A 13,773-nucleotide genomic window follows, 5' to 3' on the forward strand; every position below is an offset into this window, starting at 1 on the left:
GACGGGTTGTCAGATTGTCGGAGAGCGTATGTCTCCGCGCCTTGTCGGTCCAGAGGTCAGGAAGCTAGCCTCTATCTGACGATCCATCAGAAACAGTCGACGCCCCAAGCGCGTCGGGTGAGGGGACCCCACAAATGGAACTGCCTCGGATCATCAGCGTCGACGACCATGTGATCGAACCCGCGCATCTCTTCGAGACCTGGCTGCCGAAGAAGTACCGGGACCGCGGCCCCAAGCCGCTCACCGCGGGCATCGGCGAACTCGCCTACACCGGTGGCAAGTACCAGATCACGATGGACCCGGAGGGCCCGCCGACCGACTGGTGGATCTACGAGGACCTGAAGTTCCCGTACAAGCGCAATATCGCCGCCGTCGGCTTCGACCGCGACGACATGACCCTGGAGGGCATCACCCGCGCGGAGATGCGGCGCGGCTGCTGGGATCCCGGGGCGCGCCTGGCGGACATGGACCTCAACCACGTCGAGGCCTCGCTCTGCTTCCCGACCTTCCCTCGCTTCTGCGGCCAGACCTTCGCGGAGGCGGGTGACAAGGAGGTCGCGCTGGCCTGCGTGCGCGCGTACAACGACTGGATGGTCGAGGAGTGGTGCGGCGACTCCGGCGGCCGTCTGATCCCGCTGTGCATCATCCCGCTGTGGGACATCGATCTCGCGGTCGCCGAGATCCACCGCAACGCGGCGCGCGGCGTACGCGCCGTCACCTTCTCCGAGATCCCCACCCATCTGGGCCTGCCGTCCATCCACTCCGGTTACTGGGATCCGTTCTTCGCGGCCTGCCAGGAGACCGGCACCGTCGTCAACATGCACATCGGCTCCAGCTCCCAGATGCCCGCCGCGTCGCCGGACGCCCCGCCCGCCGTGCAGGCCTCGCTCAGCTTCAACAACGCGATGGCCTCGATGATGGACTTCCTGTTCAGCGGCGTCCTGGTGAAGTTCCCGCGCCTCAAGCTCGCCTACTCCGAGGGCCAGATGGGCTGGATCCCGTACGCCCTCGAGCGCGCCGACGACGTATGGGAGGAGCACCGCGCCTGGGGCGGGGTGCGCGATCTGATCCCCGAGCCGCCGTCCTCGTACTACTACCGGCAGATCTTCTGCTGCTTCTTCCGTGACAAGCACGGCGTCGCGTCCCTCGATGTCGTCGGCCGCGACAACGCGACCTTCGAGACCGACTACCCGCACGTCGACTCGACCTTCCCGCACACCAAGGAGGTCGCCCTCGACCACGTCAAGGGCCTCGACGAGGAGACGGTCTACAAGCTGATGCGCGGCAACGCGATCCGCATGCTGGGACTGGACTTCGACCGGGGGCTGACCTTCCCCTGGACGGATGGGGCGGCCGGGGCGGCCGGGGTAGCCGGGGTAGCCGGACCCGCTGGACCCGCTGGACCCGCCGGACCCGCGAAGTAGCCGGACGGACGGGCCATGGACCTCACGTACACGCAGGAGGAAGAGGAGTTCCGGGCCGGGCTGCGCGAGTGGCTCGGCCGGGTGCTGCCCACGCTGCCCCCGAAGCCCGATCCGAACGACTGGCCCGGTCGGCGCGCGTACGACACGGGCTGGCAGCGCAGGCTGTACGAGGCGGGGTACGCCGGTCTGCACTGGCCCGTGGACGCGGGCGGGCAGGGCGCGACCCCGACGCAGCATCTGATCTTCCTGGAGGAGACCGAGAAGGCGGGCGCGCCCTACGTCGGCGCCAACTTCGTGGGCCTGCTGCACGCCGGACCCACCATCGCCGCCGAGGGCACCCCGCAGCAGCGCGCCCGCTGGCTGCCGCCGGTGCTGCGCGGCGACGAGATCTGGTGCCAGGGCTTCAGCGAACCCGACGCGGGCAGCGACCTCGCGGCCCTGCGCACGAAGGCCGTACGCGACGGCGACGACTACGTGATCACCGGCTCCAAGATCTGGACCTCGCACGCCGAGGTCGCCGACTGGTGCGAACTCCTCGTCCGTACCGACCCGGACGCGCCCAAGCACCGCGGCATCTCCTGGCTCGCGATGCCCATGGACGCACCGGGCGTCACCATCCGGCCGCTGCGGACGCTCGCCGGGTCCACCGAGTTCGCCGAGATGTTCCTCGACGAGGTGCGGGTGCCCGTCGCGAACCGGGTCGGGGAGGAGAACGACGGCTGGCGCGTCACCATGGTCACCCTCTCCTTCGAACGCGGCACCGCCTTCGTCGGCGAGGTCGTCGCCTGCCGCAGAACCCTCGCCGCCCTGGCCGGCGAGGCGCGCAGGAACGGCCGCTGGGAGGATCCGGCCCTGCGTCGCAGACTCGGCCTGCTCGCCGCCGAGTTCGCGGCCCTGTGGCGGCTCACCCAGTGGAACGTCAGCGAATCCGAGGCCACCGGATCGGTCCCCGGCACCGGCGGCTCCGTCTTCAAGCTGCGCTATTCGCACGCCCGCCAGGATCTCTACGACACGGCCGCCGACGTCCTCGGCGCGGGCGCCCTCGACATGGACCACGCCTGGGTGCTCGACCGGCTCTCCTCGCTCTCGTACACGATCGCCGCGGGCACCTCGCAGATCCAGCAGAACATCATCGCCGAGCGCATCCTCGGCCTCCCGAAGGGCCGGTGAGCAAGCCGCCATGCACTTCCAACTCACCGAGGACCAGCAGGCCCTGCGAAGCGGGATGCGTGAACTGCTCGCCGGACGCTTCGACCGCGAGGCCCTGCGCGCCGCCGTCGACACCGCCGCCGGGGCCCCCGGCGCGCTCGACCGGGGGCTGTGGCGGGAGCTGGGCGAGGCGGGGTTCTTCGCGCTCCGGCTCCCCGAGGACGAGGGCGGGGTCGGCCTCGGCCTCCCCGAGGCGGTCCTCCTCTTCGAGGAGGCGGGCCGCGCGCTGCTGCCGGGACCGCTGATCGCCACCCACCTCGCCGCCGGCCTTGTGCCGGGCGCGGCGGCGGGCAAGGTCGTCGTCACCCAGGCCGACGGGCCGCTGATCGAGTGGTACGAGGCCGCCGACGCGGTCGCCGGGGAGGCGCTCGCCGACGGCGCGGGCACCCCCGTACGCTCCGTCGACCCGCTCACCCCGCTGCACCGGCTGACCGAACCGGCCCCCACCACCGGGCCGCTCGTCGGGCTCCTCACCGCCGCCGAACAACTCGGCAGCGCCGCCCGCACCACCGAGATGGCCGTCGCCCACGCGCGCGAACGCGAACAGTTCGGCGCGGCGATCGGCTCCTTCCAGGCCGTCAAGCACCTGTGCGCCCAGATGCTCGCCCGCACGGAACTCGCCCGCTCCGCCGTCTACGCGGCCGCCGTCACCGAGGACCTCGCCGACATCGCGGGCGCCAAACTGCTCGCCGACGAGGCGGCCGTGCGCTGCGCGCGGGACTGCCTGCAGGTGCACGGCGGAATGGGCTTCACCTGGGAGGCCGACGTCCACCTGCATCTGAAGCGCGCCTGGGTGCGCAGGGAGCGGTGGGTGTCGCAGACCGGATTGACGGAACTCCTCGCCGAGCACCTCGCCGAAGCGGGCTGAAGGGCCCCGGAAGTGGGTGGGAGGACCCCGGAAGGGGGTCGAAGGACCCCAGCTTTCCCCTGAACGGTGGCGCTGAGTGACCGGGCGGGACCCACGTTCGGGTTGAGTCCGCTGGGCGACCCGTCACGGCGCGGAGTTGGGCACTTGCTCCGGTACGCTCCGTGAGGTGCGTGTGGTGGAGCGGTCGAGCCCGTACGGAGTCGCCGAAGCGGCGGCGCCGGAAGCCGCGATGCGCCCCGCACACAGTCCCCGGCCGCGTTTGGGCCCCGGTTGTTCGAGCCCCGCGAGTGCGCGTCGCACAGTATGGCGTATGTGTACTCCTTCGCGCTGGAATATGCCCGAAGCGCTTGTTGGGGTGACTGTACGTCAACCATGCTGTCCCGTACGGGGATCACGTTCCGTGACCCCGCCGTGGCACGAGGCTGTATTCCCAACGGTCCCGCCGGTTCGGATGGTGTGAGCGGTGCAGGTGCTTCAGGTTCAGATGGAGGTCGGAGCCGACCCCGCCGAGGTGGGGCGCGCCCGGAGGTGGGCCCGGTCACGGCTCGCCGTGTGCGGGATGGAGGCGGACGAGCCGGCGGCCGAGACGCTGGTGCTGCTGATCTCCGAGCTGGTCACCAACGCCGTGGTGCACACGGGGCGTCCGGCCGTCGTCCGCATGCTGCTGCCCGAGGTCCCGGCCCCCGCGGGCACGGTCCGCGTCGAGGTCGACGACTCCTCGCCCCGCGCGCCCCAGCCGCGCAGTGCCGACGGCGAGGAGACCAACGGCCGCGGGCTCGCCCTGGTCGACGGGCTCGCCGACCGGTGGGGCTGGCAGGTGGCGTCGAGCGGGGGCAAGCGGATCTGGTGCGAGGTGGACCGGGGTTCGCTGCCGCTCGCGGGGCCTTCGACCTCGTACGAGGACACGCTGCTGATCAGTTGAGGTGCGCCGTTGATGCACCGAGGCGTGCCGACGCGCACGACTGGCGTACCGACGCGCACGACTGGCGTGCCGGCGCTCACGGGTCTGTGTGCTGACGCGCGAGGGTGGTGTGCCGACGCGCACCGGCCGGTGGCGCGCTCACGGCCCGCCCCGAGCACGGGGAGCGCACCCACCGGCCGACACCGGCGATCCAACAGCCGCCCCGCTGGCCCGAGAGGCCGTCCCGGCCTCCGAGAAGCCGTCGCCGATCGCGCGAATCGCACTCGCCGAGGCCGCGGTCGCCCGCATGCGCGGCCGTCCGCACATACGCCCTCGACGTCCCCTCGCGACGAATCGCCACAGACAAGAGTGATGAAACGGACACGTCACGTCAATACCCGGTCAGCGGCCGACTGCACCGGACCCGCAGGTCCGCACGCTCAGAGAACGGCCACCGGTGCCACCGGAGTCCCCGTCCCGCCGACGAAGGGCTCCGGCATCGCGGAGAGCAGGAAGCTGTAACGCCCCTCCTGTGCACAGGCTGTGGACAGTTCCTCCAGATTCCAGTTCTGGCCCTGCAGCATCCCCATCTCGACCAGATGCAGCCCGTGCACCCCGAGCCACAGGTTCTCGATCTCCGGCGGGAAGATCTCGAAGACCATCGTGTCGTTCGCGACCGCCGCCACGTCCCGGGCGTGGAACCACTGCGGCGTACGGATCGAAAGCCCCGGTGAGGGTGTTGCGTAGGCGTGCTTGTCGCTCTGCAGGTACAGCCCCATCTGCCCCGTGCGCACGAGCACGACATCCCCGGCCCGCACCCGGACCCGCCCGAACTCCTCGGCCTCCGCGAGATCCTCCGGCGTCACGGCGTGATCCCCGGGCAGCCGGTCGACCCCCTTCGCCGCCGCCACGTCGAGCAGCACTCCGCGCGAGACGACATGCCGCGCCTTCTCGATCCCGCTGTGCGCGGCGCCGCCGTGCGCCGTGATCGTGTCCGCGGGACGCCCGTTGTAGATCTTCCCCGAGTGCGATACGTGGGTGAGCGCGTCCCAGTGCGTGGCGCACTGCAGGCCCATGGTCACCGCGTCGTCGCTGGTGGCGATCGTGCCGGGCCCGAACATCTCGAAGTTGAGCATCACCATCGTGTGCATCGGATTGACCCGGCCCGGGATCATGCCCGTCTGCACGCCGTTGTCCTGCAGATCGAGCGCGAGCGCTATCCGCCGTCCGCTCCTCACCTCGGCCGCCGCCTCCCGGACCACGTCATCGGTGATCAGGTTCAAGGTCCCCATCTCGTCGTCGGCGCCCCAGCGCCCCCAGTTGTTGACGCGCTTGGCGATGTCGTGGAACTCGGCGGGAAGGCCCATGACGCTCTCCTCAACTTCCTTGGTTGCTGGGGCTTGTGCTCGCGTATCAAGTGCACTCTAGAATCTAACGGTCCGTCAGAAACCGCGGGAAGGGGCACGACGTGGGGAACTTCTTGGCCGGCAAGGTCGTGGCAGTGACCGGAGCGGGCCGCGGCATCGGCCGTGCGGTCGCGCTCGCAGCCGCCGCCGAGGGAGCCAAGGTCGTCGTCAACGACTACGGCGTCTCCATCGAGGGCGGCGAACCCTCCTCCGAGGTGGCCGAACAGGTCGTCAAGGAGATCGAGGCGGCCGGGGGATCCGCGGTCGCGGTCGCCGACGACATCTCGACGATGGCGGGCGGTCAGCGCATCGTCGACACGGCCGTGTCCGCGTACGGGCGGATCGACGGCGTCGTCTGCGTCGCCGGGATCCTGCGCGAACGCATGCTCTTCAACATGTCCGAGGAGGAATGGGACCCGGTCGTCGCCACCCACCTCAAGGGCACCTTCACCGTCTTCCGCGCGGCCTCCGCGGCGATGCGTAAACAGGGCGGCGGCACGCTCATCGGCTTCACCTCCGGCAACCACCAGGGCTCCGTCGCCCAGGCCAACTACTCCGCCGCGAAGGGCGGGATCATCTCCCTGGTCCGCTCGGCGGCGCTCGGACTCCACAAGTACGGGGTGACCGCCAACGCGGTCGCGCCCGTCGCCCGTACCCGAATGTCGGCGAACGTGCCGATGGAACTGAAGGAGATCGGCACCCCGGAGGACGTGGCCTCCCTGGTCGTCTACCTCCTCTCGGACCGCGCCCGCGAGGAGAAGATCACCGGCCAGGTCTACACGATCGCCGGCCCCAAGATCGCGGTCTGGGCCCAGCCGCGTGAACTGCGCGCGGGCTACGCGGAGGGCCCCTGGACCCCGGACCGCATCGCGGACTTCCTCCCGGGAACGGTCGGCACGGACCCGATGCCGATGCTGGCGCAACTGGAGGCGATGGCGAAGGCGGCAGCGAAGAAGGACCGGCCGAACGCGTAGGTGCCGGGCCGGCAACTTCATCCCGTCCAGGGCCACCTCGCACGCCCTTGAGGCAGTGGGGGAGTTTGAGGACGAGCGCGTTCAGCGCGATCGGGGGCATGGGGCGAAGCCCCAATAGGGGGTCCAGGGGCGAAGCCCCCGGGGAGCCCAGGGATCACTAGGAGGAGCCCGCATGAAAGGCGTCATCTTCGACGGCAAGCAGACCCACGTGGTCGACGACCTGGACATCCGCGACCCCGGCCCGGGGGAAGTCCTCGTCGCCCTCGCCGCCGCCGGACTGTGCCACAGCGACCTCTCCGTGGTCGACGGCACCATCCCCTTCCCCGTACCGGTGGTCCTCGGCCACGAGGGCGCCGGCATCGTGGAGGCGGTGGGCGCGGGCGTCACCCATGTGACGCCCGGCGACCACGTGTCCCTCTCCACCCTCGCCAGCTGCGGCGCCTGTGCCGACTGCGACCGCGGCCGCCCGACGATGTGCCGCAAGGCGATCGGCAGGCCGCAGCAGCCGTTCTCCCGCGGAGGCGAACCGCTCTTCCAGTTCGCCTCCAACTCCTCCTTCGCCGAACGTACGATCGTCAAGGCCGTCCAGGCCGTGAAGATCCCCCACGACATCCCCCTGACCTCCGCCGCCCTCATCGGCTGCGGCGTTCTCACCGGCGTGGGCGCGGTCCTCAACCGCGCGCGCGTCGACCGGGGCGAATCGGTCGTCGTGATCGGCGCGGGCGGTATCGGCCTCAACGTCCTGCAGGGCGCCCGGATCGCGGGCGCCACGACGATCGTCGCCGTGGACGCGAACCCCGCGAAGGAGGACTCGGCCCGCCGCTTCGGCGCGACCCACTTCATCGACGCCTCCGCGGTCGAGGACACGAGCGGAGCCGTCCGCGAGATCCTCCCCACCGGCGCCGACCACGTCTTCGAATGCGTGGGCAGCCCGAAGCTCATCCGCCAGGCCGTCGACCTCCTGGACCGCCACGGTCAGGCGATCCTCCTCGGCATGACCGGCGCGAAGACGGAGGCCTCCTTCCTCCCCGCGGCGATGTTCCTCGACAAGTCGATCCTCGGCTGCCGCTACGGCTCCTCCCGCCCCCAGCGCGACATCCCTCTCTACGCCTCCCTCTACCAGCAGGGCCGCCTCCTCCTCGACGAACTCGTCACGTCCACGTACCCGGTCGAGGACTTCACGAAGGCGGTGGAGGACCTGCACGGCGGGCGGGTGGCTCGGGGGGTGCTGACCTTCTGAGTGCGGTGGGTGACGGCACGGTGCGACAGCGGCGGCCAAGGTACGGGCTGTCGCACCGTGCTGTAGTAATGTCGCATTCAGGTCTATCATGTGCGACATGGGCGACGAAGTGTGCGACGTGAAGATCACGGTGCGGGACCTGCAGCGCAATGCCGGTGCCGTGCTCAAGCGTCTTGAGCACGGACAGACGATCACGGTGACGAGGCATGGCCGGACAGTCGCCCGGATACTGCCACCGGACCCTGCCGAGGAGGCGCTCAACCAGGCGGTGGCTGAGGGAATCCTGGACACCGCAGAGCTGTCCCGTGCGCGTACGGCTGCGCAGACCGCCCGGATCCGCAGGGAGCAGCCCTCGCCGGACGGTGACGTCGCCAGTCAGGCGTTGCAGGACCTGCGTGCCCTCGAAGGGGAGCGCTAGATGGCGGCGATCTATCTGGACACATCAGCCGCGATCAAGCTTTTCAAGTCGGAGGCCGAGAGCGACGAACTGGAGCGCTGGCTCGAGCGTCAGGGTTCGCTGGCTGTCCTGACGAGCGACCTCACACGAACCGAGCTGCGCCGGGCACTCTCGGCATGCCAGGCCAAGGACGAAACGGTTGCGGAGGCCGAAGAGTGGCTTGAGGACTGCGCTCTTGTGCGCCTGCGTCCCGTCGTCTTCGACCGCGCGGGGAAGCTGCCGCACACGGGCAGGCTGCGTTCGCTGGACGCCTTGCACTGCGCGGCGGCGCTGAGTCTGGGCAGTGCCGTGAGTGCCTTCGTCGCCTACGACCACCGGCTGGTCGAGTGCGCACGGGCTCTGGGACTGCCCGTCGCCAGCCCGGGAGTCGACTGCTGAGCGGGTCCGGTTGACGCTCGCTCCTGACCCTACGTCGGCTGCGGCGCCCCCGTCCGGTCACCCTTCCGTATCACCACCGCCATCAGCGCCGCCGCCGCGCACAGCGCCCCCGAGGCGTACCAGACCACGTCGTAGGAGCCGAAGGTGTCACGGGCGACGCCGCCGAGGAAGGTCACGACCGCCGCGCCCACCTGGTGGGAGGCGAGGACCCAGCCGAAGACGATCGCCGAGTCCTCGCCGTAGTGCTCGCGGCACAGGGCGATGGTGGGCGGGACGGTGGCGACCCAGTCGAGGCCGTAGAAGACGATGAAGAAGACCATCGGCGGCTGTACGGAGTCCGCGAGCAGCATCGGCAGGAAGAGCAGCGAGATGCCGCGCAGCGCGTAGTAGACACCGAGGAGGCGGCGGGAGTCGAAGCGGTCGGTGAGCCAGCCGGAGAAGACCGTGCCGAGGATGTCGAAGACGCCGATCACGGCGAGCAGTGACGCGGCGGCCGGGACGGGCATGCCGTGGTCGTGCGCGGCGGGCACGAAGTGGGTCTGGATCAGGCCGTTCGTGGAGGCGCCGCAGATCGCGAAGGTGCCGGCGAGCAGCCAGAACGGGCCGGTGCGGGCGGCCTTGAACAGGACGGTGAGGGTGCGCCTGGCCGCGCCCTCGACGGGCGGCGGCTTGGGCACGAACTCCTTCGCCCCGTACGGTGCCACGCCCACGTCGGCGGGGTGGTCGCGAAGCAGCAGCCATACGAAGGGGACGACGGCGAGCGCGGTCAGCGCGACCGTGACCGAGGCGGGCCGCCAGGCGCCGTCCTCGACCATCCACGCCAGCAGCGGCAGGAAGACCAGCTGCCCGGAGGCGCCCGCGGCGGTGAGCAGGCCGGTGACGAGGCCGCGGCGTTCGGTGAACCAGCGGTTGGTGACGGTCGCCGCGAAGGCCAGGGCCATCGAGCCGGAGCCGAGGCCGACGAGGAAACCCCAGTAGAGGATCAGCTGGAGCGGGCTCGACATCCAGACGGTGAGGCCCGCACCGACCGCGATCATCGTGAGGGCGACGGCCACGACCTTGCGGATGCCGAAACGGTCCATCAGGGCGGCCGCGAAGGGCGCGGTCAGGCCGTACAGCGCGAGGTTCACGGAGACCGCGAGGCCGATGGTGCCGCGCGACCAGCCGAAGTCGGTCTCCAGCGGTTCGAAGAGCAGTCCGGGCAGCGAACGGAAGGCGGCCGCGCCCAGGATCGTCACGAAGGCGACCGCGGCGACCCACCAGGCGCGGTGGATGCGCGGGGTGCGGGGCGCGCCGGGCGTGCGCGGCGCGTCCGGGATGCGGGGGGCGTCGTTCGGGGTCCTGGCGCTGGTGGGGCGGCGGGTAGCGGCGTCGGAAGTCTGGGTCACGGGGAACATCCTGTGCGCCGGGGGCGGGCGGAACGAGTGGCCTGATGGTCACTGTTCGATAGGATCGGGCCATGGGATCCAGCGGAGTTGCCGGGCGCGGGGCGTTGTCCGAGAGGGCGTCGTCCGAGGGGGCGTTGTCAGTGGTCGCCGATAGGGTTGAAAGGGCTCGGCCCCCGGGAGGGAGGGGTCTGTCCAGCGCACCCTGTGCACAGCGCGCATCCCGCACACCCGGCGACCACACCCCCCGCCACCGCGTAGCCGTCCTCGCCCTCGACGGCCTGCTCCCCTTCGAACTCGGCATCCCGCACCGCATCTTCGGCCGCCCCGTCGGCCCGGACGGGCAGCCGCTCTACGAGGTGATCACCTGCTCGGTCCGCCCGCCGGGCCCCGTGCAGACCGATGCCGACTTCGCGATCCACGTCGAGCACGGCCCGGAGGCCCTGGCCACGGCGGACACCGTCGTCGTCCCCGCCTCGTACGAGCTGGGCCCGGTGTACGAGGAGGGCCGCCTCACGCCCGGACTGGCCGCCGCGCTCGCCCGTATCCGCCCCGGCACCCGCCTCGTCGCGATCTGCACAGGCGGCTATGTCCTCGCCGCCGCCGGATACCTGGACGGCCGCCCCGCCACCACCCACTGGTGGCACTCGGAGCACTTCCAGTCCCTCTTCCCGCAGGTCTCCGTAGACGCGGACGTCCTCTTCGTCGACGACGGCGACGTCCTGACCTCGGCCGGAGTCGCCGCCGGTATCGACCTGTGCCTGCACATCGTGCGCCGCGACCACGGCATGGCCGTCGCCAACGAGATCGCCCGCCGCACCGTCGTACCGCCGCACCGCGACGGCGGCCAGGCGCAGTTCATCCAGCGCCCGATCCCCGCGGCGGAGCTGACCGCCACCTCCGCGGCCCGCGCCTGGGCCCTCGAGCGCCTGCACCAGCCGATCCAGCTGCGCGACATGGCGCGCCAGCAGTCCATGTCCGTGCGCACCTTCACCCGCCGCTTCCGCGACGAGGTGGGCGTGAGCCCCGGCCAGTGGCTCACCCGCCAGCGCATCGAACGCGCCTGCCACCTCCTCGAATCCAGCGCCCTGACCATCGACCAGGTGGCACACGACTGCGGCTTCGGCACCGCCCAGTCCCTACGGCAGCACCTCATGAGCACCCTCGGCGTCACCCCGACGGCGTACCGCCGCACGTTCCGGGTGGACGGTGCTGCTCGGCTGCGAGCGGTGGTCTGAGCGGCCTGACGAGTAGTATTACGTGTCTCGTGTGACATGTATCGGCCCCCTCGGGAGGCGTGAGACATGCTGCTCAACAGCAAGGGTCAGGTGACCATCCCCGCCGCGCTGCGCGCCAGGTTCAATCTGCGGGAAGGCGATGAGGTCGACGTCATCGAGGTCGATGGCGTTCTGCAGATCGTGCGCGCCGAGGCTGCTCTCACGCCCGGACAGCGGATGGTCCGCCGCATGCGCGGCAGTGCGACGAGCAAGGACGTGGAAGGGCTGAGCACCGACCAGATCATGGAGCTGTTGCGTGGCGAGTGAACGGCTGCAGCTCGCGGGGGACGACGCCCGGCCGCGTACGCTCGTGGACTCGTGCGTCATCCTCGATGTCCTGACGGACGACCCCGCATGGGCGGAGTGGTCGGCCGGGCAGCTCGCACAGGCCAGAGATCAGGGCCTGCTCGTCATCAACCCGATCGTGTACGCGGAGATCTCGGTCGGCTTCGATGCCATCGAGACCCTCGACGCCATCCTCGACGAGGACTACACCCGGCACCCGCTGCCGTGGACAGCCGGGTTTCTGGCGGGCAAGGCCTATCAGCGCCACCGGAAGAGCGAGGGGCAGAAGCGCTCGCCGCTGCCTGACTTCTACATCGGCGCACACGCGGCGGTGGCCGGCTTCCGGCTCCTCACCCGGGATGCCAAGCGCTACCGGATGTACTTCCCGAAGGTGGAGATCATCTGCCCCGTTTGAGCGTCATGGCCGCCTGATCGCCGTGCCCGCCTGATCGCCGTGCCCGCCTGATCGCCGTGCCCGCCTGATCGCCGTGCGCGGCGGTCAGGACTCAGCGGATGAACTGGCCGAATTTCCCCTGGTGGAAGAGGAGCGGCTCGCCCTGTTCCTCGGCGCCGAGGGCGTTCACGCGGCCGACCACGATCAGGTGGTCGCCGCCGGTGTGGACGGCGTGGATGCGGCAGTCGAGCCAGGCCGGGACCTCCGCGAGGCGCGGGGCGCCGGAGACCGGGGCGGCGTCGAAGGTGACGCCGGCGAACTTGTCGGCGCCGCTGACCGCGAAGCCGCGGCACAGCTCGCCCTGGTGCGCGCCCAGGATGTTCACGCAGAACGAGCCCGCCTCGGCGATCTTCGGCCAGGTCGTCGACGTACGCGCGACCATGAACGCGATCAGCGGCGGGTCGAGGGAGAGCGAGGCGAAGGACTGGCAGGCGAAGCCCACGGGGATGCCGTCGGGTGTCGTCGCCGTGATGACCGTGACACCGGACGCGAAGTGCCCGAGCACGCGCCGGAATTCGCCCGGGTCGAGCGGTAACCGCTCGTCCTCGCGCACGGCCCTGAGATCGGGGCGGGGAAGCGCCTCGACGGGTTCGGCGGCCGGAAGCGCGCCGGTTGACCTGAGATATCGGATGGTGGTGGCCGCCATCCCTGCGTGTCCCATCACGCCACTCATTGAACCTGACGGATCGTCAGATTGGAAGGGGTGTGAGGGTCATCGGCCCTCGTACGCAGGTGAGCGGCGTTCCACGAAGCTCGCCACGCCCTCCTTGGCGTCCCGCGTCGTCATGTTGATCTCCTGGGCCGTCGCCTCCGCCGCGAAGGCGGTGGTGCGGTCGGTGTCCAGGGAGGCGTTGACGAGCTGCTTCGTCAGGGCGAGGGCGCGGGTCGGGCCCTGGGCGAGGCGTTCGGCCCATTCGCGGGCCGTCTTCTCCAGGTCCTCCGCGGCCACGACCCGGTTGACGAGGCCGAGCCGTTCCGCCTCTGCCGCCGGCACCGCATCGCCGAAGAACATCAGCTCCTTGGCCCGCTGCGGCCCGACCAGCCGGGGCAGCAGATACGCCCCGCCGCCGTCGGGCACCAGCCCGCGCCGTACGAAGACCTCGATGAACCGGGCCGATTCGGCGGCGATCACCAGATCGCAGGCCAGCGCCAGGTGCGCCCCGATGCCCGCCGCCGTGCCGTTCACCGCCGCGATCACCGGCTTCTCGCAGTCCATGACCGCGGCGATGAAACGCTGCGCACCTCGGCGGATCATCCGCGCCACATCGCCCGCCACGCGCTCGCCACCACCGCTGCCGGGGGACCCCCGCAGATCCGCCCCCGCGCAGAAGCCCTTGCCCTTCGCGGTGATCACCACCGCCCGTACGGAGGCGTCCGCGGAGGCCTCGGCGAGCAGCGCCATGATGCGCTCGCGCTGGTCCCAGGTGACGGCGTTCATCGCCTCGGGGCGGTTCAGTGTGATCCACGAGACGCCGTTCTCGACGGCGTGCAGGACCTCTACGTCTTCAGGCACGA

General features: G+C 70.7%; 15 protein-coding genes. 11 read left to right on the top strand and 4 right to left on the bottom strand.

The genetic code is table 11. The features are described 5' to 3' along the window. Positions 1–134: 134 nt before the first annotated feature. From ACLF6P_RS11670 to ACLF6P_RS11685, 4 genes are all read left to right on the top strand, one after another. Positions 135–1,424 (top strand): amidohydrolase family protein, encoded by a 1,290-nt coding sequence (locus ACLF6P_RS11670; protein WP_415949984.1) that lies wholly within the window; start codon positions 135–137, stop codon positions 1,422–1,424. A gap of 15 nt (positions 1,425–1,439) precedes the next feature. Continuing rightward, positions 1,440–2,594: an acyl-CoA dehydrogenase gene (locus tag ACLF6P_RS11675; RefSeq protein WP_415949985.1), complete on the top strand. Its 1,155-nt coding sequence runs from the start codon at positions 1,440–1,442 to the stop codon at positions 2,592–2,594. A gap of 10 nt (positions 2,595–2,604) precedes the next feature. After that, positions 2,605–3,501 carry an acyl-CoA dehydrogenase family protein gene (locus ACLF6P_RS11680; protein WP_415949986.1) on the top strand — a complete coding sequence of 299 codons (897 nt, stop codon included), beginning with the start codon at positions 2,605–2,607 and terminating at the stop codon, positions 3,499–3,501. 463 nt (positions 3,502–3,964) lie between these two features. Beyond that, the gene (locus tag ACLF6P_RS11685; protein ID WP_415949988.1) at positions 3,965–4,423 is read left to right on the top strand and encodes an ATP-binding protein; all 459 of its coding nucleotides are present in this window, start codon (positions 3,965–3,967) and stop codon (positions 4,421–4,423) included. A gap of 419 nt (positions 4,424–4,842) precedes the next feature. On the opposite strand, the gene ACLF6P_RS11690 is transcribed toward ACLF6P_RS11685, so the two are convergent. Beyond that, positions 4,843–5,769 (bottom strand): cyclase family protein, encoded by a 927-nt coding sequence (locus ACLF6P_RS11690; protein ID WP_415949990.1) that lies wholly within the window; start codon positions 5,767–5,769, stop codon positions 4,843–4,845. Between the two features lie 101 nt (positions 5,770–5,870). Between ACLF6P_RS11690 and ACLF6P_RS11695 the strand changes: the two genes are divergently transcribed. The 4 genes from ACLF6P_RS11695 (at position 5,871) to ACLF6P_RS11710 (ending at position 8,857) form a co-directional block, all read left to right on the top strand. Continuing rightward, positions 5,871–6,782: an SDR family NAD(P)-dependent oxidoreductase gene (locus ACLF6P_RS11695; protein WP_415949991.1), complete on the top strand. Its 912-nt coding sequence runs from the start codon at positions 5,871–5,873 to the stop codon at positions 6,780–6,782. A 172-nt stretch (positions 6,783–6,954) separates the two neighbouring features. Further along, positions 6,955–8,022 (top strand): Zn-dependent alcohol dehydrogenase, encoded by a 1,068-nt coding sequence (locus tag ACLF6P_RS11700; RefSeq protein ID WP_415949993.1) that lies wholly within the window; start codon positions 6,955–6,957, stop codon positions 8,020–8,022. Positions 8,023–8,119: 97 nt separating this feature from the next. Further along, entirely contained in the window at positions 8,120–8,440 is a 321-nt protein-coding gene (locus ACLF6P_RS11705) for a type II toxin-antitoxin system Phd/YefM family antitoxin (RefSeq protein ID WP_415949995.1), read from the top strand. Continuing rightward, complete coding sequence (locus ACLF6P_RS11710) at positions 8,441–8,857, top strand: type II toxin-antitoxin system VapC family toxin (RefSeq protein ID WP_415949997.1); 417 nt, start codon at positions 8,441–8,443, stop codon at positions 8,855–8,857. Between the two features lie 29 nt (positions 8,858–8,886). On the opposite strand, the gene ACLF6P_RS11715 is transcribed toward ACLF6P_RS11710, so the two are convergent. After that, a complete protein-coding gene (locus tag ACLF6P_RS11715) occupies positions 8,887–10,245 on the bottom strand; it encodes an MFS transporter (RefSeq protein WP_415949999.1) in 1,359 nt (452 codons plus the stop codon). Positions 10,246–10,316: 71 nt separating this feature from the next. Between ACLF6P_RS11715 and ACLF6P_RS11720 the strand changes: the two genes are divergently transcribed. The 3 genes from ACLF6P_RS11720 to ACLF6P_RS11730 all read left to right on the top strand — a co-directional run bounded on the left by ACLF6P_RS11720 (position 10,317) and on the right by ACLF6P_RS11730 (position 12,219). Continuing rightward, entirely contained in the window at positions 10,317–11,480 is a 1,164-nt protein-coding gene (locus tag ACLF6P_RS11720; protein WP_415950000.1) for a GlxA family transcriptional regulator, read from the top strand. A 66-nt stretch (positions 11,481–11,546) separates the two neighbouring features. Further along, complete coding sequence (locus tag ACLF6P_RS11725) at positions 11,547–11,786, top strand: AbrB/MazE/SpoVT family DNA-binding domain-containing protein (RefSeq protein ID WP_415950002.1); 240 nt, start codon at positions 11,547–11,549, stop codon at positions 11,784–11,786. Continuing rightward, positions 11,776–12,219, top strand: coding sequence for a type II toxin-antitoxin system VapC family toxin (locus ACLF6P_RS11730; protein ID WP_415950003.1), 444 nt, complete (start codon positions 11,776–11,778; stop codon positions 12,217–12,219). Before ACLF6P_RS11725 ends, ACLF6P_RS11730 begins: the two co-directional genes overlap by 11 nt. Before the next feature lie 91 nt (positions 12,220–12,310). Here ACLF6P_RS11730 and ACLF6P_RS11735 read toward each other — a convergent pair whose 3' ends face one another. Next, complete coding sequence (locus ACLF6P_RS11735) at positions 12,311–12,904, bottom strand: flavin reductase family protein (RefSeq protein WP_415950180.1); 594 nt, start codon at positions 12,902–12,904, stop codon at positions 12,311–12,313. 66 nt (positions 12,905–12,970) lie between these two features. Then, on the bottom strand, positions 12,971–13,696 hold the full coding sequence (locus tag ACLF6P_RS11740) for an enoyl-CoA hydratase/isomerase family protein (protein ID WP_415950181.1): 726 nt from the start codon (positions 13,694–13,696) through the stop codon (positions 12,971–12,973). Positions 13,697–13,773 lie beyond the last annotated feature (77 nt).

The organism is Streptomyces lothianensis (assembly GCF_047779955.1).
Taxonomy (GTDB): domain Bacteria; phylum Actinomycetota; class Actinomycetes; order Streptomycetales; family Streptomycetaceae; genus Streptomyces.

What these genes read in the sequence shown, in the direction of transcription:
- ACLF6P_RS11680 (WP_415949986.1), top strand. Translation starts at nt 2,605, where the DNA reads ATGCACTTCCAACTCACCGAGGACCAGCAGGCCCTGCGAAGCGGGATG.
- ACLF6P_RS11710 (WP_415949997.1), top strand. Translation starts at nt 8,441, where the DNA reads ATGGCGGCGATCTATCTGGACACATCAGCCGCGATCAAGCTTTTCAAG.
- ACLF6P_RS11700 (WP_415949993.1), top strand. Translation starts at nt 6,955, where the DNA reads ATGAAAGGCGTCATCTTCGACGGCAAGCAGACCCACGTGGTCGACGAC.
- ACLF6P_RS11740 (WP_415950181.1), bottom strand. Translation starts at nt 13,696, where the DNA reads ATGAACGCCGTCACCTGGGACCAGCGCGAGCGCATCATGGCGCTGCTC.
- ACLF6P_RS11735 (WP_415950180.1), bottom strand. Translation starts at nt 12,904, where the DNA reads ATGGCGGCCACCACCATCCGATATCTCAGGTCAACCGGCGCGCTTCCG.
- ACLF6P_RS11675 (WP_415949985.1), top strand. Translation starts at nt 1,440, where the DNA reads ATGGACCTCACGTACACGCAGGAGGAAGAGGAGTTCCGGGCCGGGCTG.
- ACLF6P_RS11705 (WP_415949995.1), top strand. Translation starts at nt 8,120, where the DNA reads ATGGGCGACGAAGTGTGCGACGTGAAGATCACGGTGCGGGACCTGCAG.
- ACLF6P_RS11690 (WP_415949990.1), bottom strand. Translation starts at nt 5,769, where the DNA reads ATGGGCCTTCCCGCCGAGTTCCACGACATCGCCAAGCGCGTCAACAAC.
- ACLF6P_RS11720 (WP_415950000.1), top strand. Translation starts at nt 10,317, where the DNA reads ATGGGATCCAGCGGAGTTGCCGGGCGCGGGGCGTTGTCCGAGAGGGCG.
- ACLF6P_RS11670 (WP_415949984.1), top strand. Translation starts at nt 135, where the DNA reads ATGGAACTGCCTCGGATCATCAGCGTCGACGACCATGTGATCGAACCC.
- ACLF6P_RS11725 (WP_415950002.1), top strand. Translation starts at nt 11,547, where the DNA reads ATGCTGCTCAACAGCAAGGGTCAGGTGACCATCCCCGCCGCGCTGCGC.